This window comes from Marinobacter sp. (assembly GCF_052094685.1).
Classification (GTDB): Bacteria; Pseudomonadota; Gammaproteobacteria; order Pseudomonadales; family Oleiphilaceae; genus Marinobacter.
This window is the reverse complement of record NZ_JBQDKB010000038.1, coordinates 11,993-33,867: the sequence shown is the minus strand read 5'-3', so window position 1 is coordinate 33,867 and position 21,875 is coordinate 11,993. Positions and strand designations below refer to the sequence as shown.

The 21,875-nt window shown below is 53.1% G+C and carries 21 protein-coding genes and 1 pseudogene; 6 read left to right on the top strand and 16 right to left on the bottom strand.

Annotated features, from left to right (window positions below; genetic code table 11):
• Nucleotides 1–138 precede the first annotated feature (138 nt).
• Both ACTH3S_RS09595 and ACTH3S_RS09590 read left to right on the top strand, forming a co-directional pair.
• Nucleotides 139–1,725 carry a metallophosphoesterase family protein gene (locus tag ACTH3S_RS09595; protein ID WP_441808787.1) on the top strand — a complete coding sequence of 529 codons (1,587 nt, stop codon included), beginning with the start codon at nt 139–141 and terminating at the stop codon, nt 1,723–1,725.
• Between the two features lie 130 nt (nt 1,726–1,855).
• Nucleotides 1,856–2,485 carry a LysE family translocator gene (locus tag ACTH3S_RS09590; protein WP_441808786.1) on the top strand — a complete coding sequence of 210 codons (630 nt, stop codon included), beginning with the start codon at nt 1,856–1,858 and terminating at the stop codon, nt 2,483–2,485.
• A 7-nt stretch (nt 2,486–2,492) separates the two neighbouring features.
• On the opposite strand, the gene ACTH3S_RS09585 is transcribed toward ACTH3S_RS09590, so the two are convergent.
• The 4 genes from ACTH3S_RS09585 to ACTH3S_RS09570 form a co-directional block, all read right to left on the bottom strand.
• Nucleotides 2,493–3,296 carry an alpha/beta fold hydrolase gene (locus ACTH3S_RS09585; RefSeq protein WP_441808785.1) on the bottom strand — a complete coding sequence of 268 codons (804 nt, stop codon included), beginning with the start codon at nt 3,294–3,296 and terminating at the stop codon, nt 2,493–2,495.
• Between the two features lie 37 nt (nt 3,297–3,333).
• Nucleotides 3,334–4,275 (bottom strand): aldo/keto reductase, encoded by a 942-nt coding sequence (locus tag ACTH3S_RS09580; protein ID WP_441808784.1) that lies wholly within the window; start codon nt 4,273–4,275, stop codon nt 3,334–3,336.
• Complete coding sequence (locus ACTH3S_RS09575) at nt 4,272–5,642, bottom strand: NTP/NDP exchange transporter (RefSeq protein WP_441808783.1); 1,371 nt, start codon at nt 5,640–5,642, stop codon at nt 4,272–4,274. Before ACTH3S_RS09575 ends, ACTH3S_RS09580 begins: the two co-directional genes overlap by 4 nt.
• 352 nt (nt 5,643–5,994) lie before the next feature.
• Nucleotides 5,995–6,693: a glutathione S-transferase family protein gene (locus tag ACTH3S_RS09570; RefSeq protein WP_441808782.1), complete on the bottom strand. Its 699-nt coding sequence runs from the start codon at nt 6,691–6,693 to the stop codon at nt 5,995–5,997.
• A 354-nt stretch (nt 6,694–7,047) separates the two neighbouring features.
• Here ACTH3S_RS09570 and ACTH3S_RS09565 point away from each other — a divergent pair.
• Nucleotides 7,048–7,218: pseudogene (locus ACTH3S_RS09565) on the top strand (IS1380 family transposase); the annotation flags it as partial.
• Between the two features lie 171 nt (nt 7,219–7,389).
• On the opposite strand, the gene ACTH3S_RS09560 reads toward ACTH3S_RS09565, so the two are convergent.
• From ACTH3S_RS09560 to ACTH3S_RS09505, 12 genes are all read right to left on the bottom strand, one after another.
• On the bottom strand, nt 7,390–7,659 hold the full coding sequence (locus ACTH3S_RS09560; protein ID WP_441808781.1) for a CPCC family cysteine-rich protein: 270 nt from the start codon (nt 7,657–7,659) through the stop codon (nt 7,390–7,392).
• 65 nt (nt 7,660–7,724) lie between these two features.
• Entirely contained in the window at nt 7,725–8,030 is a 306-nt protein-coding gene (locus ACTH3S_RS09555) for a hypothetical protein (protein ID WP_441808780.1), read from the bottom strand.
• 2 nt (nt 8,031–8,032) lie between these two features.
• On the bottom strand, nt 8,033–8,941 hold the full coding sequence (locus ACTH3S_RS09550) for an RHS repeat-associated core domain-containing protein (protein ID WP_441808779.1): 909 nt from the start codon (nt 8,939–8,941) through the stop codon (nt 8,033–8,035).
• A gap of 20 nt (nt 8,942–8,961) precedes the next feature.
• Entirely contained in the window at nt 8,962–9,090 is a 129-nt protein-coding gene (locus ACTH3S_RS09545; RefSeq protein ID WP_441808778.1) for a hypothetical protein, read from the bottom strand.
• A 126-nt stretch (nt 9,091–9,216) separates the two neighbouring features.
• Nucleotides 9,217–9,573 carry an immunity 8 family protein gene (locus ACTH3S_RS09540; RefSeq protein WP_441808777.1) on the bottom strand — a complete coding sequence of 119 codons (357 nt, stop codon included), beginning with the start codon at nt 9,571–9,573 and terminating at the stop codon, nt 9,217–9,219.
• A 3-nt stretch (nt 9,574–9,576) separates the two neighbouring features.
• Nucleotides 9,577–10,479, bottom strand: coding sequence for an RHS repeat-associated core domain-containing protein (locus ACTH3S_RS09535; RefSeq protein WP_441808776.1), 903 nt, complete (start codon nt 10,477–10,479; stop codon nt 9,577–9,579).
• Between the two features lie 20 nt (nt 10,480–10,499).
• The gene (locus tag ACTH3S_RS09530) at nt 10,500–10,631 is read right to left on the bottom strand and encodes a hypothetical protein (protein WP_441808775.1); all 132 of its coding nucleotides are present in this window, start codon (nt 10,629–10,631) and stop codon (nt 10,500–10,502) included.
• Between the two features lie 73 nt (nt 10,632–10,704).
• Nucleotides 10,705–11,007 carry a hypothetical protein gene (locus ACTH3S_RS09525; RefSeq protein WP_441808774.1) on the bottom strand — a complete coding sequence of 101 codons (303 nt, stop codon included), beginning with the start codon at nt 11,005–11,007 and terminating at the stop codon, nt 10,705–10,707.
• On the bottom strand, nt 11,004–11,903 hold the full coding sequence (locus tag ACTH3S_RS09520; RefSeq protein WP_441808773.1) for an RHS repeat domain-containing protein: 900 nt from the start codon (nt 11,901–11,903) through the stop codon (nt 11,004–11,006). The genes ACTH3S_RS09525 and ACTH3S_RS09520 overlap by 4 nt, the downstream gene beginning before the upstream one ends.
• Before the next feature lie 20 nt (nt 11,904–11,923).
• On the bottom strand, nt 11,924–15,382 hold the full coding sequence (locus ACTH3S_RS09515) for an RHS repeat domain-containing protein (RefSeq protein ID WP_441808772.1): 3,459 nt from the start codon (nt 15,380–15,382) through the stop codon (nt 11,924–11,926).
• A gap of 64 nt (nt 15,383–15,446) precedes the next feature.
• A complete protein-coding gene (locus tag ACTH3S_RS09510; RefSeq protein WP_441808771.1) occupies nt 15,447–15,752 on the bottom strand; it encodes a hypothetical protein in 306 nt (101 codons plus the stop codon).
• A 374-nt stretch (nt 15,753–16,126) separates the two neighbouring features.
• Entirely contained in the window at nt 16,127–17,116 is a 990-nt protein-coding gene (locus ACTH3S_RS09505; RefSeq protein WP_441808770.1) for a DNA-binding protein, read from the bottom strand.
• 215 nt (nt 17,117–17,331) lie between these two features.
• On the opposite strand from ACTH3S_RS09505, the gene ACTH3S_RS09500 reads away from it, so the two are divergent.
• Genes ACTH3S_RS09500 through ACTH3S_RS09490 form a run of 3 tightly spaced genes read left to right on the top strand, consistent with a single transcriptional unit; the run spans nt 17,332 to nt 21,797 of the window.
• Nucleotides 17,332–17,511, top strand: a complete 180-nt coding sequence (locus tag ACTH3S_RS09500) for a hypothetical protein (RefSeq protein ID WP_441808769.1) — start codon at nt 17,332–17,334, stop codon at nt 17,509–17,511.
• Nucleotides 17,501–18,760: a site-specific integrase gene (locus ACTH3S_RS09495; RefSeq protein WP_441808768.1), complete on the top strand. Its 1,260-nt coding sequence runs from the start codon at nt 17,501–17,503 to the stop codon at nt 18,758–18,760. The genes ACTH3S_RS09500 and ACTH3S_RS09495 overlap by 11 nt, the downstream gene beginning before the upstream one ends.
• A gap of 7 nt (nt 18,761–18,767) precedes the next feature.
• Nucleotides 18,768–21,797: a Tn3 family transposase gene (locus tag ACTH3S_RS09490; protein WP_441808767.1), complete on the top strand. Its 3,030-nt coding sequence runs from the start codon at nt 18,768–18,770 to the stop codon at nt 21,795–21,797.
• Nucleotides 21,798–21,875 lie beyond the last annotated feature (78 nt).

Sequence of the window (21,875 nt, the reverse complement as noted above, 5' to 3'; positions counted from 1 at the left end):
TCCTACCTCTACCTGCTGGTCCAAAGTGCTGCACTTATTCTATGAGTCCAAGTTTTTACGCTGGCAGGATGTTTGGATGGTTCCGGTTCGTCAGGCAGTGACGCAACGACGAGCAACCCGGAAGTTGCACCACCACTAGTGGAAGCACAAGCTACCCGTTTTCGGGTTTTACCTTATCTGCAAAACCCATCTGCAACTGGCACAACGATTACCTGGTTTACTGACACTGATGTGCCTGGCAGCGTTGAAGTGGAGGGAATCGGCTCATTTGATTCTCAGCCAATATTGGCCGAGCACCTAAGTTATGGTGCGTCTGAAGTAGACTACATCCATAGCGATACAAACTACGGTAACATCCACTCGGATGTGGCTGCCGACATGCCACCGACTCTGGTTTATAAACACAGTGTGCGCTTGAACAAACTTACGCCTGCAACGGCTTACCCATACGCGGTTATTCAACCCGGGGCTGGCGCCGAGTTCACTTCAGAATTCAAAACGGCCTCAACAACGGGCAGCCGCGCACCGGTTCGCTTCATTGCCATGTCTGATATGGAAACTGAACCCGAGTCCACCCAAAAAACGGTTCGCTGGACCGCTATGGAACTCACGAACGATGGCGGCAAGCTGGGTACAGATCCTTCGACGTACACCCGACAGTACCCAGTTGACCAGACCACGGGTTTCAAAGCCAACATTCAATACGCAACAGAGCGTAACCCCGACTTCTGGGTAATCGCCGGCGATCTGGTTGAAAAGGGCGGGCGACAGCTGGATTGGGATGAGTTTTGGCGTCATGCCTCAGGAGAATGGAGCACGCTGGCCTCTACAACTCCGATTTTTCCAGCGGTCGGTAATCATGAAAACTACTGGCACCCGGAAAGTCCTGGCTACAATGCAGCAGCATCCATGCTGTCCTATGACAAATGGAATACCTATTGGGACTTGCCAAGAAATTTCGGCACCGACGAGCGCTATGAAAAGCGTTACTATCGGGCTGATTACGGTCCGGTGACGCTAATCACGTTGGACTCATCAAACGGTGACGACAGCGACCCCTCAAAAGATACTAACCTGATGATTAACGGGACGGAATCCAGAATTCCGGATTTTAATCAGGGTAGTGAGCAGTGGAATTGGGCAGTGCGGGAACTTGCCAACGCTCAGGCGACGGGGCAAATCATCTTTGTGCAATTTCACCATACCGCTTTCGGCACTGGCGTTCACAGCATGCCCCCTGGCTCAGCTGGCATCACCAATGGCGAAGACAGTCAGTCTGGCATGCCTATGCGGATCTACCGTGATCTTTTCGAACGTTACGGCGTAACCGCGGTGCTTTCAGGGCACGACGAGTTGCTCGAGTACGTCGAAATGAACGGCGTGCACTACTGGGATGTTGGATTTGCTGGCGACGGTCTGCGTGGCCCGGGCTACCCACCAACCACCACCTACGTTCCTTTCGATCTGCTACCACCCGAGGCCCAAGAAACGCACTGGAGTGCTCACGGCGATGCTCCTGAAATATGGAGCGGGAACCAACTCATCGACGGTGGCAAGCACTATGGCTTTGTTGAAGTGGATGTGCGCCCGATGGGTGATTACGACTACGAGGTAGTGATGACCCCACGTTATGCCTTTCCACTGATGAACGAAGCAGGAGAGGTTACCGGCGAGTTTGACTATCGACAATACAGCAACGTGGTGAGTGTGACGGTTAAGCGTTGATAATCCATGTTGGAACATCTGTGCCCTAAATCAGTGAGCAAGATAGTTCAGGACTGACTGGGATGGAGGGCATGGATGAACTACCATAGATTTTACTGAATTCGCCCTCATTATTCTTGAGTAAACTGTCGTGACGTTTCTGAATTTATCCCTGTTATCTGCCTTTATTCCGACCTTCTTTGTCGTGTCGATCACGCCGGGCATGTGTATGACCCTGTCGCTGTCGCTGGGTATTACCGTTGGTGTGCGACGCGCGATGTGGATGATGGCAGGGGAGTTGGTAGGGGTAGGAATTGTGGCGGCCACGTCCGCCGTGGGCGTAGCGACGTTTATGCTGCAATACCCAGCCGCATTTGACCTATTCAAATATGCCGGTGGCGCTTACCTGGCCTGGCTCGGCATTCAGATGTGGCGCTCACGCGGCAAAATGGCAATGCCTGAAACGAATGCAGAGCCGATTACTTCATCACGTTGGGAATTGGCGGCTCAGGGGTTTGTTACCGCAATAGCTAACCCTAAGGGTTGGGCGTTTTTTGTCGTGCTACTACCACCGTTTATTGACAGTGCTTTGCCGATGACACCCCAGTTGATGGCCTTGGTGCTGATTATTCTCACTCTGGAGTTTTTGTGTCTGCAGCTGTACGCCCATGGCGGGCGAACACTGCGCAGACTGCTTAGCAAAGGCGGGAGTGTTCGTTTGGCCAATCGAGTTTCTGGCAGTTTGATGGTGCTGGTGGGTGTGTGGTTAGCGTTTGGCTAGCCAATTCTCAACCTACATACCGTGTAAGAAACTCCCTGACAACACCGTTCACAATATCCGGCTTTTCCTTATGTGGAACATGCCCACAGCCTTGCACCAGCTCCATTACACAAGGGCCCTTGGGTAGCGATGTGTAACGTTCAGGATGCGCCGTTGAGCCAAATTCATCGTCCTCACCATGAATAGCCAAGACGGGGCAGGTCACGCGAGGCAATATTTCGTTCAACGTCCAGTGCTGGAATTCGTCTGAAACCCACGTATCAACCCACGCACGCAGAACCCACTGCGCTTTCTCGCCGTGGTATTTTTTTAGCCGGTTGATCTGGCCATCTTGGGCGAAGACCGCTTCCGCATCACGAATGCCTTTGACGGTGCGATCTTCAACAAACGCTTGAGCTGCTTCCGTAATAAGTGCCACGCATTGTTTTGGGAAGGCCGCCGCACATACCGCCGCCATGGCACCACCCACGCTGTGTCCAAACGCAATAAAATCTTCAATCTCAAGCTCGCTGCGTACTGCAGCGAACGCGCCGGCTGCTTCATTAATGATGAAGTCGGCTTCCAGAGTATCTGTGCGAGCATAAGAGCGCCCGAACCCCGGCCGATCGTAAGCAATAACTTGACGGCCGAGAGTAAGCGCCAGTATTTCTGGAAAATCACGCCACAGTTCAACGCTTCCCAGCGAGTCATGAAAGAGAACGATAGGTGCAGTACTCGGTGAGTTGGTATCAGCAGGTGGCGCCCAGATCTTCACATAGAGGTTGCCAACATAGGTCCAAACGTAGCGTTCACTTGTTGATATCGAAGGCATAGGTAATACTCCGGTGCGGATCAGAGAATAAGGGGGCTTAAAGGCCCTCGATGTAGGCAACCATCCTCTTGCGCAACACCTCATCTGGTAGCGCACCCATGGCGCCGCCCATGTTGTCGATCATGTGAAGGGCCTTGCTGGTAGCGGGCGTGGTGGCAGTTACAACCGGGTGCGAGAGAACGAACTTCAGGAAGAACTGAGCCCAGGATTGTGTGTCGAATTCTGCAGCCCAATCCGGCAGCTCTTTGCCTTTTACTCGATCCCACAGGCGGGTGCGCCCGAACGGCGCGTAGACTAGAACCGCAATCCCTTTGTCTCTGGCCATGGGCAAGATGCGCTCCTCCATCGTAAGGTTGTCCACGGCATAGTCAATGCCGATGAAATCAATGGGCTCGCGTTTCATGACTTTTTCCAGCCCATCGTATTGGCGTGAAAAGGTGGTGGTCACCCCGATATAGCGTACCCGTTTCTCTTCCCGAAGCTCCTTTAACAAGCCCAACTGGTTGGGAATATCTGCCATGTTGTGAACCTGAATAAGGTCAATGGGCTTCTTCCCAATTCGCTCGAAAGACCTCTCCAGTTGTGCTCGTGCCTCATCCAGGTCGGCAGTGCCGCCGCGACCAGCCACATTCAGTTTGGTGGCCCAAAACAACTTGTCGACGATCTCCAATTCATTGGCGATCTGGCCGGCCACTTTTTCAGATGCCCCGTAGCCCGGGGCTGTATCAAATACCGAGCCTCCCTCCTTGACCAAGGCAGCAAAGACCTCTCTCAGAGCATCTAAATCCTCGCTTCTGGCGGTGCTTGAGAAAGTAGCGGAACTGCCCAGACCTACGCCAGGTAGTCGCTCACCGCTGGAAGGTATAGTGCGGGTGATCAGTTCCAATGGACGGTCTTGGGCCCATAGCAATGAGGGCCGCATGGCCAGACCAACTCCGGCCGCCATGGCGAGTTTGAGATAAGTTCGACGGGATATCATGGCAGGGTGCTCCTTTTGTTCGACGACGTGTTTTGATCGGGAGACAGCGAAACACCCGGCTCTGCGTTGGTAATCTTGTACACGGTCAGCGCCTTCTGTTTCTGGGTTCGGCCCAGCCAGAGGCCCAGCGCGGCCCACATGAGGGCGAGGGGCACTGCAACGCTGGCGATTGCAGCCAACCCCATTCCCAACCGGGCGAGCAGGCCTTCGGTCTGGGCCCCCGCCACATCACCGGCCCGATACACAAAGGTATCGATAAACGCCTTGGCTTTGTACTTTTCCTCGCGGCTGGCAACGGTGTACAGGGTTTCCCGCGCGGGGCGCATTAATGCACGTTGAACGGCCCTGAAGCTGGCCTCCAGCACCACCAGGGCCGCAAAAGAACCCACGATCGCAAGTCCGATGAAGCCCAGTACCGCGGTTAGCGGTAGTAGCGTAAGGGTCATCGCAACCCCAAGCCGTTTCATTACGTGGCCTGCCACCAGCGCCTGCATGGCCAGTGTGGCCAATTGGGTGATCAGGTCGATCCACGCAAACAGGGTAGTGCGCTGGTCGGTGCCATCTTCCATGGCCGCAACCATGTGCAGGCGGGTGAAATAGATGAATGTGGCCATAATCGCAAGAATTAACACATAGGCGGCAATGCCCGCCAAATAGCGGGAGTGGAACACCGCCCGCACCCCTTCCCAGGCGCTGCCGCCAATGCGCTCATGCTCGTCCACCGGTAGTGGATCTTCCGGAGTTTTCCGTTCGGAAGCCGTACGGGGTTGCTGGGCTGTAAGAACCAAAGCAGCAACCAGCGCGAGCATAAGAAAACCCATAGCCACCAGGAGCAGGGCTGGGGTACCCAGGGGTTCGGCCAGGCGACCCGCCAACCAAGGCCCAAAAATCGCCCCCAGGGTGCCTCCCACAGCAATCAGCCCAAAGAACCGCTTTCCCTGCTCAAGAGAGAAACGATCTGCCATCAGCGCCCAGAACACCATGGTCACAAACAAATTGAATACGCTGAACCACACGTAGAACACCTGCCCGGTGGTTATCCCGATCACATCCGGCGCCATTGTCATCAGGCTGTAGAACACCAGCAGACTGGCACTGAAGAACAGGTAAGTGGCGGAGATGAACAAACGCCGAGGCAGCCTGCTGACCAGCCAGCCGAACACCGGGTTTACGGCCAGGGTTACCACTGCCGTGCCAATAAAAAGCCAGCGCACGGTGTCGATGCCTCCCTGAATCCCCAGTGATTCCCGGGCAGGCCGTAACACCATCAATGCCGTCAGCACACAGAAAAAGTAGAGCACCGCCAGAACTACCGGCAGGATCTCGTGCTGGCGCAAATTGAAGGCGCTCTGGAACGGATGGCCCATGGAAAGATTCCTCATAGCCCTGAGCCGACGGGTATTACAAGTAATGGTGCAAGCTCGGGATTACATCTAACCAATGTAGTACAAATAAACTGGCCATGCCCCAGTCAAAGCCAGCGACGAACCCGCTGCTCGTAGTCTCGGAAAGTATTCCCAAACAGATCTCGCAACCAATCGTAGGTTTGCCAGGCACCAAGCCATTCGGCAATCCATGCTGCTTGAAACCGGACTGCTGACGACGGGTGCGATTCCCGTCAGGCCTCCAGCTAATTGGTTCTCTACATTTCGAAATTCGGATGAGTCAGATGTTGAGTTGAGCCTGGACCTTTAGTAAAGGTCCAGGCTCAACTTTTGCTCAGGATGGTTCGCGGGTAACATTAGCTTTCGGGTAATTTTGCGGGAAGAGCTCGCGCCTAGCGGCTTCGTCACGCTCTGTCTTGAAATCAATGTCCTTGCCCATTTCCCGAGCACGTGCCACGGCGGGACGGTTGTTAATACTGTCGAACCAGCGCTGCAGGTTAGGGTAGTTCGCCATCATTTCCTCACCTAAAATAAACGCGCCCTTGTCGACCCAGCCCCAAGCTGAGATATCAGCAATGCTGAAGCTGTCGCCAACGAAGTACTGACGATTTTCCAGATGTTTATCCAGCACCTCGTAATGGCGCTGTGTTTCGCGTTCGTAGCGATTAATCGCATAAGGGAGTTTTTCTGGTGCCATATACTTGAAATGAACCGCCTGGCCGGAATAGGGGCCGACGCCGCTGGCGATGAACATCATCCACGACAGCAACTCGCCGCGTTGCTCGGGGGCGCTTGCCAGTTGGCCGGTCTTTTCGGCCAGATAAAGCAAAATGGCGGTGGAATCGAATACCCGCACGCCGTTATCGTCAATCGCTGGCACTTTGCCGTTGGGGTTAATGCTGCGAAAGGCAGGTAAATGCTGTTCGCCTTTCAGTGTATCAACCGGTACCAGTTCATAAGGTAAGCCGGCTTCTTCCAGATAAAGTGCAATCTTTAACGGGTTAGGGGTAGGGTGAAAAAATAACTTGATCATGAGCACGCTCCAGCAGTGTTTTGAATGATCATTCAAACACTTCTTGAATGATCATTCAAGTTGAGTTTGAGCCCTTATTGAGGGTTGGCAGACAAGCGTGAAAAATTCCCAAAAAATAGCCGTAAGCAACTGAAATTAATAACTTATGACACCTTTTTCCAAGATGTTTGATCAATTTCCGAGTGTCAGGCAATAGCTCATCGTACCGAGCAGGTTGGCCGGACGGTATCAGTTGGCAGAGTGTCTCGGATTGTTTACCCTGAAAAAGTAAAGCGGTGTAGCCGGTGCGCACCGGCGATGCTCAGGGTCAGCTGTGCTGGAGCCGGACGTCAGGTTGGAGGGCCGGGTAACGTCTCTCTGCCGGCGAGCGTGGAAGTGCTCAAGAGATTATGGGCCTGTACCGTTGACCAAGCCACCAGCGAGCTATTCCACAGTGAGTTCAAAACTGACCTGGACCTGGAGCGTTTACCTTCCAGCAAGTTCGACACCAACAACTTGGTGATGGCCTTCGGGCCTGAGGCTCATCGGGCTGGATGCGGCGGTGCGCCACCCGGTCAAACTTCGCTGTTGTTGACAACCGTGAGGCAGGAACAGATGGCTATGGCCTGCGGCCTGGTTTTAAAACGCCCAAATGCGACGAACCCCGGAAAAGCCTGGGTTCGTCAGCAGTCTGAAGCCCGCTGAAGCGGGCTCGTCCTACGGTAATTCGCCTTCTAAAGGCCTCCTGACATCTTTAGCATATTCCTGCTTTATCGCACCGAATTTAGCAAAATTCGCCTTAGCTTCATTCAGGCTTATTCTATTTGCACCGCCATCATAATCAGGCTCTTCATTCTGGACACCATCATCTTCCCAGTAACATACGGGGCAGATTTCATAAGTTCCATCTGGCTCTTCGTCAAAGGTTAAGTACCCACAACAATGGCAAGGATAACTCATAAAATTCCCCTCTACTGCTTGTTCCAATAATCCTTACCACCTTTGGGCCTTAACATGGTACGCGGCTGGGGTCACTTAGTTCTTTTGCAACATCAGACCTCTCGGCGTTTAAAAACTATCACCGATTTCGAAAAATCTGGATAAACCAACTCTCCCCTGTTGATCGATATTTTTATCTCGTATTCAATCGATTTCTCTTGCAGTGCCTCGAACTCAGATCTTAAATCTTCTATTTCATCAAAATCTTCTTCGTTTTCCGCTTCAAGTATTATGTTAATCTTCACGATATTTTCAATACCAACCCATACCATTCTAAAGTTTGGAGAAATCACTCCGATCAAAGCCTGAACTAACACAAGCGCTTGATATTGAAGCTCCGTCATAGTTCTATTATTCACTTCTATGGTCTCCAATTCGGATTCATTGGTACGACACTAGGGCTTTTCGACCCCTTGATCATAAATACATTTGTGGGTTGATTAGTATAACCCGCAGCTGTATTGATATTCGTACCAGTGACCTTTCTGTATTTAACGACCGGAAAACCTTGCTTGGTTTTACCTATAATCTTTGCAACACCTGACCGATATGCATCAAGTACATGCTGGGCATCATCAACACTATTAAGCACGCCTCCGCCCCGATAGTTTTTGTTGTTTTTAATATGACGCAATTGTTTTTGACTAACTTTGGCGGCAACCTCTGGAAAGTCTTTAACTCCCCACTTTGTAACATTCGCACCCTTCAACCCCATTTTCAACAGAGAACGTGCACCTCCAACAACCAGCTTTGCTGCACCTCCCGCAGCGTGCAGACCCATCGCCGTTTGCGCGCCAACATTGCCAACCTGGCCTGCTATCATCGCGTGCTTAGTACTCATATCCCGGCGGTTCATATGAAAGCTGAAGAATAAATCGCCGCCAACGTCAGTATTAGTATAGGGGTTATTGCCAGAATACGAGTAACGGTTGAACGAATGAATATTCGTTTCATGCCATTTGACAGGGTCAATCCCCGTAAACCGCCCGATGGAGGACGTATACCAACGCGCCTTGTGATCAGCTAGGCCGGTCTCTTCATCCAGCCAGTTGCCCGTGTAACCACGCTCGTCGGTATTCGTTGTAAGCTTGAATCCCCATGGGTCATAGGCCTGCTGCCATACCACGGCTCCGGTACTGTCAGTTGCCGCAATGGGCGAGCCCAGATGATCGTTGTGGTAGTAAGTCACCACCTCAGCGGCGCTGAGGGGCAAGGCGGTGAAGATGAGCACGGCCAGCGTGGCCAGCGTGTTCCAGATAGCGCGTGTCATAGTCATGTCCTCCCTAACCGTTATTGGCCAACCACAGTGGTGTCATCCACCGCCTTGGCGGCGGTTTTCGAATCCACGTAGATGTATTCCTTGAAGCCGCCTGCTGGCTCGTATTCACCCAGCAGATCGCCCATCAGGCTGTACAGCAAGTGGGTAGTGTCGTAGTCCTGCTTTGTATTGTCGCGCCTATCAGTCCGCGATCTTTCTGTTGTCGACCACCATAGAGCACATGATTAGTTGAGATCTTCACGGACCCCGGCAGGGCGAGCTCCGTCTTAATCGATGTAATCTTCAAACTCCCATTTCCCTATTCGCGATACCTTTTCCGCAACCTCAATCCAGTTCTCCCCAGTACATTCCCGTAAAAAATTTTGGATAGTGTCAGCAATCTTTTGATAGTTGTATTCTCGAACGATTAAATGATGGCGACCGATTACTACCTCATTCATCCCATAGGTTTCCTCTAACCATTTTGGTGTACATACCTCGACATCGAAGGACTCCTCTCCGTCCACTCCTTCTGGCCCCACCATAACCTGTAAGAGAAACCCAAATTTTTCTGGAACTTCCGGCTGGTAGAGCTTGAGATCGTGAATATCAGGGCTGTGAAGCCGCTTTAATTCTGCGTTCATCAATTAATCCGTAATATCAAGATGGCCATTCGACTGCCAACGATTTGACTGCTGACCTGGAACTCTCTGCTCAAAGTTTGCCTGGGTTCTATCCAGTCTCGGCTTGTAACTGGGCGGCCTGTACTGCCTCAAACCATCTTTACTAACCAAGGTTTTGCCATCACTGGCCACTTTATAGCCGTCTCCAACCCAAGCTTTACCAAGTTTGTTGGCCTCGGTTTTAGTTGCCGAACCAAGACCAAAGTTACCTTTTCCCCTAGCTGCATCGCGTAGTATCCCAACCTCTTTGCCAAGAGACTTGGCCAATCTCCCACTTTTTATCAAGGCTCCTGCAACCGCACCAATTGGGACAAATGTTTCGGCATCCTGGTACAGAGAACGCGCAAAACCAGCACCCTCACCATCATAACCGTCAGCCAAGGCGCCAAGCACTCTATCTCCATTGAATCCCTTCCCCTGCAGAGCATTGTAGGACTCAACGATCACGCCACCCACGAAAGTAACCGCATTGCGACCATCCCGATCCACATAGGCGTAGGGATTGTTGCTGGCGTAAGCGTACCGATTGAAGCTGTGAATGTTCGATTCTTGCCATTTGACAGGGTCAATGCCCGTAAACCTTCCAATAGAGGACGTGTACCAACGTGCTTTGTGGTCAGCCAGGCCGGTTTCCTCATCCAGCCAATTACCGGTGTAACCACGCTCGTCGGTATTCGCCGTGAGCTTGAACCCCCAGGGATCATAGGCCTGCTGCCATACCACGGCTCCGGTACTGTCAGTTGCCGCAATGGGCGAGCCCAGATGATCGTTGTGGTAGTAGGTCACCACCTCAGCGGCGCTGAGAGGTAAGGCGGTGAAGATGAGCACGGCCAGGGTGGCCAGCGTGTTCCAAATAGTGCGTGTCATAGTCATGTCGTCCTTAACGGTTACTGGCCAACCACAGTGGTGTCGTCCACCGCCTTGGCGGCGGTTTTCGAATCCACGTAGACGTACTCCTTGAACCCGCCTGACTGATCGTGTTCACCCAGCAGGCCGTAGAGCACGTGGCTGGCATCCATAGATGTACTCCGGCTGATGCGAGTCAGTGATTGACGATACATATCAGAAATCACGACTCTATAACATTAATTTTTAAATACTGGGTAGATTAGAGAAATAGTAAAATGGTCCCTCTTCCGAAAACTCGACGTCACAAAGCTTCATAGATTTTAGCTGACAGGGATCAAGCACTATGCAATCTCTCGAGTCATATATTTTCTGTGATTTTATAAAAAAAATGTCCTTTGTCCCTTGAAGAAAGTTCACTTCTTTCTGGATTAAAAAAAATGCTTCCTCTCTGCTAATTTTCAGTGAGTTGGCGATATCATTTATAACTTCCCAAATGCCACTCTGTTCTTTAGATCCAATGTAAATAGCTTCTTGTGCTTCATTCATAAATCGGGATTCCCCTTAAGAGGAATTCGAACAGTTTCATTGCCCCGGGTAGTTTTTATATATGGTCCGCCATGTAAATTTTTACCCCCGGAGTATCCATTATTGAGCTGAAAACTATTACCTTTGCCATCAAAATAGCGGATACCGTTGCCGTCTTTTAAAGGCCTTTTAGTCCAGCCAGATTGGAGGTACTTCGCATCAGCCATCTTCTCAATATCTTTAAGTTTTGCGCCCCGGAGACTTGAAAGGTCATCAAGAGAGCGAGCTTTGCCGCCTATGGCAGCGAGCTTTGTAAGTCTGGCGCCCTTGAACAATCCTCCCGCTACAGCACCTGCGGGAATGAAGGATAAGGCATCTTGTGTTGCAGCCTTTACAAAACCCTCGCCTTCCCCGTTATACCCATCGGCCAAGGCACCAAGAACTCTGGATCCGTTGAAACCTTTACCCCTGATAGCGTTGGCAGACTCAACAATCAATCCACCGAACGCTGCAACAGCATTGCGCCCATCTCGGTCAACGTAGGCATAAGGGTTATTGCTGGCGTAGGCATACCGGTTGAAGCTGTGAATATTGGATTCTTGCCATTTAACAGGATCAATCCCCGTGAAACGCCCGATGGAGGATGTGTACCAACGTGCCTTGTGGTCAGCCAGGCCGGTCTCTTCATCCAGCCAATTACCGGTGTAACCACGCTCGTCGGTATTCGCCGTGAGCTTGAACCCCCAGGGATCATAGGCCTGCTGCCATACCACGGCTCCGGTACTGTCAGTTGCCGCAATGGGCGAGCCCAGATGATCGTTGTGGTAGTAAGTCACCACCTCAGCGGCGCTGAGGGGCAAGGCGGTGAAGATGAGCACGGCCAGCGTGGCCAGCGTGTTCCAGATAGCGCGTGTCATAGTCATGTCCTCCCTAACCGTTATTGGCCAACCACAGTGGTGTCATCCACCGCCTTGGCGGCGGTTTTCGAATCCACGTAGATGTATTCCTTGAAGCCGCCTGCTGGCTCGTATTCCCCCAGCAGATCGCCCATCATCGTGTATAGAACGTGGGTGTCTTCGGTAGGCGAACTCCGGCTGACCCGGGTATTGGCTCCATCGTATGCGTAATCAATCACATCGGTACCGTTATCAATGGAGGCGAGATTTTTTGCGCCGTCGTACACCATAATGTTCGGGCCATCACTCGTCATGTTGCCCCGAGTGTCGTGGGTGATGGTGTAGAAAAAGGTTGGAAAAACCCGGTAAGTCATTTTGTCAGAGTTGTAGTAATACTCCTGCAGACTGCCATTACGATCCCGTGTGAGAATATTGCCCCGGCCGTCGTAGGTGATCGTCTCAGTCCCCCATTGCCCGGCTGCCGAGGTCATTCGGTTCACATCGTCATAGCCAACCGTGCGGTTATGGAGTGACCCGGCGTTATCCACGATGCTGGTGACGTTGCCAACGTTGTCGTAGCCCATACCCAGATCGACAAAGTCCACCTGGCCGTTATTGGACACCAGCGTATTCGGCCGCAATCGGCTATCCAGTGTTTGGGTGGTCACCACGCCGTTGCCGAAGGTCATGGTGTCGACTGCTCCGGAGGGGTGACGATCCACGGACGACACATAGGGTGTTGCCTGGGTCTGCCAGCCCAGGGCGTTGGTGCCAAAGTTCACTGTGCGTCCACTGGGGTAAGTCACCGAAGCCAGATGGTCCAGGTTATCAATGCCGTAAGTCACGTTGTAGGTGGCGCTTCCGATTGTCAGCGATTCGCTTTCGAGGTTGTCGTTCTGATCGTAGGTATAGCTGCGACTGGCGGCCGAACTTGTCACCGATTTCAGGTTGCTGTTGTCGTCATAGGTAAAGGTGGCCGTTGGGGTGCTATCTGAGTAGGAAACGGCGGTCAGGCGATTGAGATCGTCGTAAGTCCGCGTTTCAACGATACCGCTGGTACCGATTTCCTTGCTCGTCATATTACCGACGTTATCGCGGCCATAAACCGTGGTTCCTGTCTCCTGATGGATTTCCTGCATCAGGAAACCCCGTGCATCATGAATATACTGACGGGCGTAACCAAAAAGTCCCTCGTCCTGAACCTCACCCTGAAATACGCGGTAAACCTGGCCCAGACCATTTCTGGAAATGCTGGTCGCGAGGCTTTCGGGTGACGAGATGTAGATCAGCCAGCTACCGTCCATGGTGCCATGGCTGGCGATAGTCTTTGTGGTTACATGGCCGTTTTCATCCACCTCTCGAATTTCAAACCCACTTGGGTACGAATAGGTTTTCGAGGTCTGATCGGGAAAGTCGATGCTCGTTACTCGCTGCAGAGCATCGTAGGAGATAGTTTTGCCCTGCGCGCTGTTGGGGTAACTCTCAAAGGTCATATTACCCACCGCGTCCCAGGCCTTGGTGACTTCGGTAATCGTATTGGTGCTGGTGTCTTCACGCTTGATGCCACGGTCGCGCCAAAAGCCGTCGAAGGAACGGGTCTCCTTGTAACTACCTCGGGTCAATACAGCGGACTGATCATCGTAGCTGACAGACACGTTGGCATGGGTGGGGAAGTCGATACCGGTCAGGCGGTTCAGGTCATCCCAGGTGTAGGTGGTAATGTGTCCTTCACCATTTGTGGACGAGGCCAAGGTACCGTCAGCATTGACAATGCGCGTCTCGGAAATAGCTTCGGGACGGTTTATAGTCTGAGGCGCTCCCCGGTAATAGTTTAAAAAGGTAGTCACGTGATTGTTGGCATCCGTGACCGAGGCAATGTCGCCTTCAGACGTGTACGTGTAGGTGGTAAGAACGCCCGACTTGTCTTCTGTCAGCATATTCCCGGCTGAGTCGTAGGTCCTGTCAATGATCCACTGGGTGACCGGCGCACTGTTGGGATAGTCAATCGTTTCCTGAGTCACCAGACCGAGGATCCAGTCGTTGGCTGAATGACTGTAGGTACGGGTGCGAGTCCGATCAGAAGTGGCGGTGGTATTGGTGGTTTCAACGATGGTTTGCGGCTTGGCGTACGCATCGAAATTGGAATATTGGGTTTGTACGGAGGTGCCTTGTCGCCAATGCGTCATATTGGTTAGCAGCGGAACCTGCGTATCATTATCAATTCTGCTGGTATCCCGCCCGTGCCAGTAATTTTCATTGGATAGCAGCGTGCTGCCGTACTGGTAGGAGTACTGTTCCAACATCGTTCCTTGAGGGTCGTACACTTCCTCGTAACGTTTGGTGCCAATTTCCCAGACATTGGCACTGGTGGTATAGCCAATGTGATAGAAGGTGCGCTGATGGTCCGGTGCCACCATGTGGGTTTCATCATAACCATACTGCCCGTTATAGGCCGGTGTGTAGGTGTAGGACCAGGTGCCCGGCGTTATATCGCGACCGCTGTTTTGCTTGCCAGTCACAACCGTTGTTGCCTTTTGGGCACCGAAGTTGAAGTAAACATAGTCGTAGTCGTAGTCGATGATGCCGCCAGAGGGATAGGTCACGGTATCGATCGCGAGACTGCCGGCATCACCGTTGGTGGTGATTGGGTAATAGGTGTAGTTCCAGCTCTCACCGTCTGGACGGGTCACTGTGGTTAGCTGCGCAAAATCCGGCGTGGTGTTGTTGGTGTAGGTGTGGCTGTAACTCCAGGTCTGCCCATTGGCGGCAATGGATGTCAGTCGAGTGTTGTCGCTACCGGTATTCGCATAATTGTAATTTACCGAGCGCCCGTCACTGGTAGAAATCGATTCAATGTACGTGATGCTGAACGCATTGGTGTTGTAGTCAATGGTCATCCAGTTGCCGTTGGCATCCTCGATGCGGGTCGCGTAGATTTTCAGGCCTTCAGAGTCGTTGGCCCGGTAATCCATGGTGTAGGTGGTACCGTCCGGCGACTTCACAATCACATCGTTGTTGCTGTTGCAGTTCGCACTCCACCACTGCTTGGTGATTAGCTCAGGGCTGTGTTGATCCGCGAGTACCAGCAACTGTCGGCTACCATCTGCCAACTCCAGAGAGGGGTTGTCGAGCACATCCACTGAAAACAGGTTCTGACTGCAAACCTTGTCCGCGTTCGTGTCTGACACTGCAATGCGGCCAAAGTGCATGCTCCAGCCATAGCCATAAGGGCTGTATGGCAAAAAGGCGTCTTGGGGGTTGTTGTAAATCCGATTGATGCGGATATCGAAACCACCATTTCCGGGCACGACAAGATCCGTATAGCTCAGTTGCAGCTGACCAGAGAAGGGGTCGATCTCTTCTCCGAAATTCTGGTTGATGGTTTCCTTGAACGGGTTCAAACCCGGCTCTTCGTAATAATCGCGGATGTTGGCCTGGGCAGCTGAGGCAAGCACGGTGCTTGCGATCAGACAAGACACAACTCGAATGCGGAATGACATGAGTCACCTCCATGTGGTTTGGGCGTGTTTGGGGCTAGGCATCACTCACGATGCCAAGTGATCATCAGGAGTTCGAATCAGCAATAACTGAGCGAGCCTTGATTTTTGGGGCTTCGTGCTTCTCCATGGTTCTAGCGGCTTTGGGAGCTTTAAGTGACGCCGGCGCAAAAGACGGAAGTCTCTGTTGCGGAGCCTTGTCAAATGATGAGGCTTGTCGTGTGGTTGAAGCGGAATTTCTGTCCGAAGCACTTAACGTAAATGGCGGGCTTTCAATCGCTGAAGCCCCGCCCGGGATTGCATGCGGTTTGTCTGCTAGCGCAACTGGCGACATCAGTGCGAAGAACGTAAAACTGATAGCGGTAAATTTCATGTATCCACTCCCTGTGTGATTGGTTAATTTCCGTACAAACCAACCTAGGCCAGGGCTGATCTTTTGTCTAAACGAATTTACAAAACGATACATTTTTCATTAAATGGACATGTTTCGGTAAAAACTTGTCCCCAGACGATGATAAGGCAGGAAAACACGCCACCCTAAATCCGTCATCCAAATCACAGGTGCTTCCCCACTGAGAGACGCCTGTGACTCTAGCCACAATAGCCCTGCAGTAGGCTCTTGAACATTGCCTGAAGAAATTTCAAGAAACGGAATACTTTAATTTTGTGTCGCGATCACGAGCAAATTGCCCCTTTTCGTCAACAGGCCGTGCCTTTTCGTCAACAGGCCGTGCCTTTTCGAATGCATCAAAGGGGCCTTTTGATCGTCTCGTCGGAATCGTTACCAGCGCTCAAACGATCCAGCAGCCCATTCTTCACGCTTAACTCGGTTTCAAGCTGCTGCACCTTCGCTTTGAGTTGGTCGTTCACGCGCTGCTGCTTTTCAAGGGCAGTCTTTCGTTGGCGTAACGCTACGGCTTGCTGCTCTAGCCGCACCGTTTTGTCGGCCAGACGACGATTTTCGCGATCCCGCTCGCCCAGTTGCTGGATCAACTGATCCGACTGCTTTCGAGCTTCAGTCACCTCCGTGAATAGCCGGGTAATCTCCCGGGTGGCCTGGGTCTGCTCGTCGCGTTTCACGGCCAGGGCTTGTTGCAGGTGGCGTTGCTCTTCCTGGACTTGCTGGACCTGCTGCTCATGCCGCCGCTGATCCTGTTCGCGCTGCTCTTTCACGGAGCCGCGATAGTGCTCCAGCGCCTGCCGAGCATGCTTGTGTTTTTCTTCGAGTGAGTTCACCTGGCGTTGCTTGTCCTGAACCTGCTCAGTCAAACTTTCAATGCGCTGGGCCTGTGCGCGGTTATCGCCTTCGAGTTTCGAGAGCGCCTCACGCAGCCCAAGGACCTCCGCCTGTAAATCATCACGCGCCTGAGCCAACACGGTATTTTGCGCCTGGTTTTGCCTGGTCTCAGCGGTCTGTGCCGTCAAGGCTTCCTGCAGGCTGGCCACCTCGGCCTGTTGGCGCTGTTCGGCCTGCTCAATGGTTTCCTGCGCGTCCAGACGTAATTGCCGAGCCAGTTGGCCTACCAAGTCGGTAACGTGGCTGCTCAGAAGCGCTTCATCGTCCAGACGAGTGCTTTCACGCGCCTCAATCGCTTTCAGGTGGTTGCTGATGGTGGTCTTTGAGCCGGTGTTGCCCAGCTCGGCTCGTATGGCGTCGATGGAGGGGTGAACATTGCGAGCCAGAAGACGTTTACGGGCGTCCTCGACCAGGGGTTGGGTGATGCCGCCTCGGGCCATGATCGTGTCCTCGTGTTTATTTGATACTGTATTACGTATTATGTAATTACATACAATATTTACCAGAAAGATCGTTGGAAAGTACAGCTTAACAGACATGTGATAATCCAGAGTTATCCATTGTGATACCCATTTCGACGGCTATACTGACCGATGCTCGGTACGATATGACTCGATTTGCCGCCCCGGATCAAGGCCGCACCAGGAGATCAAGAATGCACAAACAAGCCGAACCACTCGATCAACACGTGCGCGATGCAATGGCTAAGACGTCCACAAAGATGGTTTCAAAGGCAGACAATGAGGTCGTGTGCGAAGCGGCCGAACGCTGGATAAGGGAAACGACAAGAGCATTGCCGAAATCGGACGACGCTGGTGGGCCCAATGACGGTTGATCGGTACGTTCGGGCTGCTACCCGCGACAATACCCGACGGAGCTACCGATCCGCAGTCGAGCATTTTGAGGTGACCTGGGGCGGTTTCTTGCCCGCAACCGCCGACAGCGTCGCTCGCTATCTGGCCGATCATGCCGAAAGGCTTTCTGCCGCCACCCTGAAGCAGCGGCTAGCGGCGCTGGCACGCTGGCACCGGGACCAAGGTTTTCCAGATCCGACGAAAGCTCCTTTAGTACGCACGGTTCTGAAGGGCATTCGCGAAGAGCATCCCTACCGGCAAAAACAAGCAAAGCCACTGGCCATCACCCAGCTCCAGCAAATGGATCAGTGGCTGGCCGGACAGATCGCGCAGGCCCGGCAGCGCGATGCAAGGCTTCTCGGGGTCTGGCTACGCAACCGCGCCATGGTCTTGCTCGGATTCTGGCGAGCCTTTCGCAGTGACGAACTCTGTCGATTAACCATTGAAGATGTCACGCTGGCCCCCGCTGCCGGTATGTCCTTGTACTTGGGGAGGAGCAAAGGGGATCGTCAGGCCGAAGGTCGCCTGTACAAGGTGCCAGCTCTGAGGCAGTGCTGTCCCGTGGAGGCCTGTCAGGATTGGCTGGACTTTTTGAACCAGCCCAGCGGTGCGCTATTCAGGGCGATTGATCGCTGGGGAAATATTTCCAATACTTCATTGCACCCGAACAGCATCGTGCCGCTCCTGCGCCAGCTTCTGGCCGACGCAGACATTGACGCTGTGGAAGCGTTCAGCAGCCATTCGCTGCGACGCGGTTTTGCCACCTGGGCCAGTGCTTCTGGCTGGGAAATCAAAGCGCTGATGGAGTACGTCGGTTGGCAGGATACCCAGACCGCCTTGCGATACATTGAAGCTAAATCGCCGTTCGAGCAGGCCCTGATGCAAATCCCAACCGAAGTGGCGTCTTCTGTCGGCCAGCCACGCCTGGCGAGCGTATCCGAACCGCGCCACCGGGCATTAACCGTCCAGCTCACCCTGGAGCCGCAACGTCCTCGCAGCCGGAAACACCACCAGGCCCGCACGGTAATCGAAGCCCACTGCCTGAAACCGTTCGAGATGGAACAGCAGAACAATGGAGACTACCGCATTGAGGTGCCTGCAACGTCGGATGAGCAGCTGGACGAAATGATGGACGACTTGATCGATGAGATACACCGTATTGCGTCCGACAAAGCCTGCTGGGTGGAGACACTGATCACGGACCCGGCCACCGGGCAAGCATGGGATTGAGCCGGTTATGAGTGCTATTCAGGAAACAGCCTATCCACGGTTTCGGACGGATATCCCGCAACAGGAGCTTGATGCGGTTTACACGCCCACGTCCGGTGAACAGCGCTGGGCTCGTCGGCGCACCAGACAGATCCTGGAGCGCTTCTTTTTATTGCTGCACCTGAAGGCGTATCAGAAACAGGGGTTCTTTTCCTCGTCGGTCGATTTGCCGGGCGATTTGCGCCGTCACATTGCGCAGTGTCTTGGTCTCGATAAGCAGCCAACCAAAGCCCAACGACAACAGTATGATCGTTCTGCCACCCGAAAACGCCATATTCCTTGGATTCGAACCTATGTGGGCTGCCGGACTCTGGACGAAGAGGCTCGTGCTTGGCTCGCTAGCCAAGCAACGAAGGCCGCCGAGTCCCGCGAGGTGCTGGCCGATATCATCAATATCCTTCTGGAGGAGTTGGTGCGTCACCGTTTCGAGATTCCCGGCTTTACGGTGTTATTGAGGCTCGCCAAGGATGCCCGGGTCACCGTCAATGACCGCTGTTACCGGTCCATCGTCAGCGAACTCAACGACGAAAAAAAGACACTGGTCAATGACTTGCTGGTATCGCCACCGGGAATCGAGATCAGCGGTTGGCAACGACTGAAGCGAGAAATCCGCAAGCCGACGAATAAAGAAATCCGGTCCTACCTGCAACACCTCAAGTGGCTGAAGGGTATCGTCGAGCAATTGCCGGGCGTCAAATCAATTCCCGTGACCAAGCGGCGACAGTTCGCCCACGAAGCACGAGCGCTGGATGTGGCCAAAATGGCTCGAATCCCTGCGCGTAAACGCTATGCCCTGGCGGTGGTCCTGATCCGGCAACAGTATGCCCAGGCGCTGGATGATACCGCAGAGCTTCTGATCAAGCTGATGAAGCAACTGGAAACCACCGCCCAGCAAAATCTCCTTACCTATCAAATGGAGCAGACCCAGCGCACCGATCGCCTGGTGTCCTGCTTTAAAGACGTGTTGACTGCTATGGAGGCCGAGCCAAACCCGTGGCAATCGCTTCAGGCCGTTATCGGAGACAAGCGCCAGGAGTGGCTGGACGAATGTGAGGAGCATCTGGCCTACGCGGGCAATAACTACCTGCCTTTCATGTTGCGACCGTTTCGAACCAAACGCAGCCTTCTGTACAACTGCTTGGAAATACTCACGTTTCAAAGCACCTCCAGCGACATACTGTCGATGCAACTGATCGAGTTACTCCGAAAGACCCGTTCATTGAAAGCCGAGACGCTGGATTTGCGGGTCCATGCGCCGGATCTGGTCGAAAGCATCCAGCAGACCAAGTGGACGCTCGAAAAGTGGCGCCGTCTGATTTTCATCCGGCCGGACAGTCTGACGGTTCATCGTAAATATCTTGAATTGGCCGTTTTTAATCTCGTAAAACAGGAACTGAAGTCGGCGGATCTGGCGGTCGTTCACGGAGATCGTTTCGACGACCATCGCGATCAACTGGTGAGCTGGTCGGATTACGTGCAGGAAATCGACCAGTACGGGCTGGAAGTGGAGCTTCCCATCGAACCGAAGGTTCTCAGTCGCCATCTCAAGGATCAATTAACGCAGTTGAGCCGCTCGGTGGACGCCGCCTTCCCGGACAACACACACGCCGTGATCGAAGACGGCCGCATCGTAATCAAACGCAATCAGAAGCAGGGGCTGCCAACGAACTGGCAGGCCCTCGATGACGACATCACACGGCGGCTTGGCACCAGCAGCATCGTCGACGTTCTGGTCGATGCGGAGCGCTGGCTTGGGTTACATCGGGAGTTCGGGCCATTATCAGGCTATGAGAGTCGCGTGGAAAACCCCCGGTTGCGGTTTATCGCTACGCTTTTCTGCTACGGCTGCAATCTGGGACCCTCCCAGACCGCCGACTCCATCAAGCAACTGAACCGTCGCCAGATAGCCTGGCTTAACCTTAACCACGTCACTGAAGACAGGCTAGATCGCGCTATCGTCAAGGTCATCAACGCGTACAAGAAATACGAACTGCCCGGATACTGGGGCACAGGCCGCCGGGCTTCCGCTGACGGCACCAAGTGGAACCTCTACGAGCAAAACCTGCTCAGCGAGTACCACATCCGCTATGGCGGTTACGGCGGCATCGGTTACTACCACGTCTCGGACACTTATATCGCGTTGTTCAGTCATTTCATTCCCTGCGGCGTTCACGAGGCGGTGTACATCCTCGACGGACTGCTTGAGAATCGGAGCGATATCCAGCCAGATACCTTGCACGGTGATACGCAGGCCCAAAGCTATCCCGTTTTCGGGCTCGCGTATCTGCTGGGGATCAAGCTGATGCCGCGTATCCGGAATATCAAGGATCTGAACTTCTACCGGCCCGACAGGCGGTTCCGTTACGCGCATATCGAAGAACTGTTCAACGGTCATATAGACTGGGCGCGGATTGAACGACACCTTCCGGATATGTTGCGTGTGGCCGTGTCCATCAAGCTTGGTAAAATTACGGCATCAACGATCCTGAGGCGGCTGGGAACCTACAGCCGCAAGAACAAGCTGTATTTCGCCTTCCGGGAGCTGGGTAAGGTCGTTCGGACCGGTTTCCTGTTGAACTACATCGACGATGTGGAATTACGTCAGACCATTCACGCCGCAACCAACAAGAACGAGCAGTTTAACGGGTTTGCAAAATGGAGTTTTTTTGGTGGCGAGGGCATCATTGCGGCCAACCTCCGGCACGAACAGCAAAAGGTGGTGAAGTACAACCACCTGGTGGCGAATATGCTGATCTTACACAACGTCGAAGCCCTCAGCCGGGTGTTACGCGATATGGCAGCGGAAGGGATCGCCATCACCGAAGATGTCCTGAAAGCGCTATCGCCGTACCGAACCCGTCATATCAATCGTTTTGGAGATTACACATTGGACTTTAGACGTCCGGTAGGGCAGCAGTTGTTTGATTTAAAACTTGCTGAGCTTACCTCTCAAAGAACGCCCGGTGATCAGGGGAACCCGAAATATGAGCCGAAATAGAAACGGGCTAAAAACTACAGCTAATTCATTTGGTTAGGGGCATTTTTAGACTATTTTTCACGTTTGTCTGCCAACCCT

Excerpts from the sequence above, each read along its gene's own strand:
- ACTH3S_RS09525 (WP_441808774.1), bottom strand. The coding sequence starts at position 11,007 with ATGAATGAAGCACAAGAAGCTATTTACATTGGATCTAAAGAACAGAGT.
- ACTH3S_RS09490 (WP_441808767.1), top strand. The coding sequence starts at position 18,768 with ATGAGTGCTATTCAGGAAACAGCCTATCCACGGTTTCGGACGGATATC.
- ACTH3S_RS09495 (WP_441808768.1), top strand. The coding sequence starts at position 17,501 with ATGACGGTTGATCGGTACGTTCGGGCTGCTACCCGCGACAATACCCGA.
- ACTH3S_RS09535 (WP_441808776.1), bottom strand. The coding sequence starts at position 10,479 with ATGACACGCACTATTTGGAACACGCTGGCCACCCTGGCCGTGCTCATC.
- ACTH3S_RS09570 (WP_441808782.1), bottom strand. The coding sequence starts at position 6,693 with ATGATCAAGTTATTTTTTCACCCTACCCCTAACCCGTTAAAGATTGCA.
- ACTH3S_RS09585 (WP_441808785.1), bottom strand. The coding sequence starts at position 3,296 with ATGCCTTCGATATCAACAAGTGAACGCTACGTTTGGACCTATGTTGGC.
- ACTH3S_RS09580 (WP_441808784.1), bottom strand. The coding sequence starts at position 4,275 with ATGATATCCCGTCGAACTTATCTCAAACTCGCCATGGCGGCCGGAGTT.
- ACTH3S_RS09510 (WP_441808771.1), bottom strand. The coding sequence starts at position 15,752 with ATGAAATTTACCGCTATCAGTTTTACGTTCTTCGCACTGATGTCGCCA.
- ACTH3S_RS09505 (WP_441808770.1), bottom strand. The coding sequence starts at position 17,116 with ATGGCCCGAGGCGGCATCACCCAACCCCTGGTCGAGGACGCCCGTAAA.
- ACTH3S_RS09530 (WP_441808775.1), bottom strand. The coding sequence starts at position 10,631 with ATGGATGCCAGCCACGTGCTCTACGGCCTGCTGGGTGAACACGATCAG.
- ACTH3S_RS09540 (WP_441808777.1), bottom strand. The coding sequence starts at position 9,573 with ATGAACGCAGAATTAAAGCGGCTTCACAGCCCTGATATTCACGATCTC.
- ACTH3S_RS09550 (WP_441808779.1), bottom strand. The coding sequence starts at position 8,941 with ATGACACGCGCTATCTGGAACACGCTGGCCACGCTGGCCGTGCTCATC.
- ACTH3S_RS09520 (WP_441808773.1), bottom strand. The coding sequence starts at position 11,903 with ATGACACGCGCTATCTGGAACACGCTGGCCACGCTGGCCGTGCTCATC.
- ACTH3S_RS09500 (WP_441808769.1), top strand. The coding sequence starts at position 17,332 with ATGCACAAACAAGCCGAACCACTCGATCAACACGTGCGCGATGCAATG.
- ACTH3S_RS09515 (WP_441808772.1), bottom strand. The coding sequence starts at position 15,382 with ATGTCATTCCGCATTCGAGTTGTGTCTTGTCTGATCGCAAGCACCGTG.
- ACTH3S_RS09575 (WP_441808783.1), bottom strand. The coding sequence starts at position 5,642 with ATGGGCCATCCGTTCCAGAGCGCCTTCAATTTGCGCCAGCACGAGATC.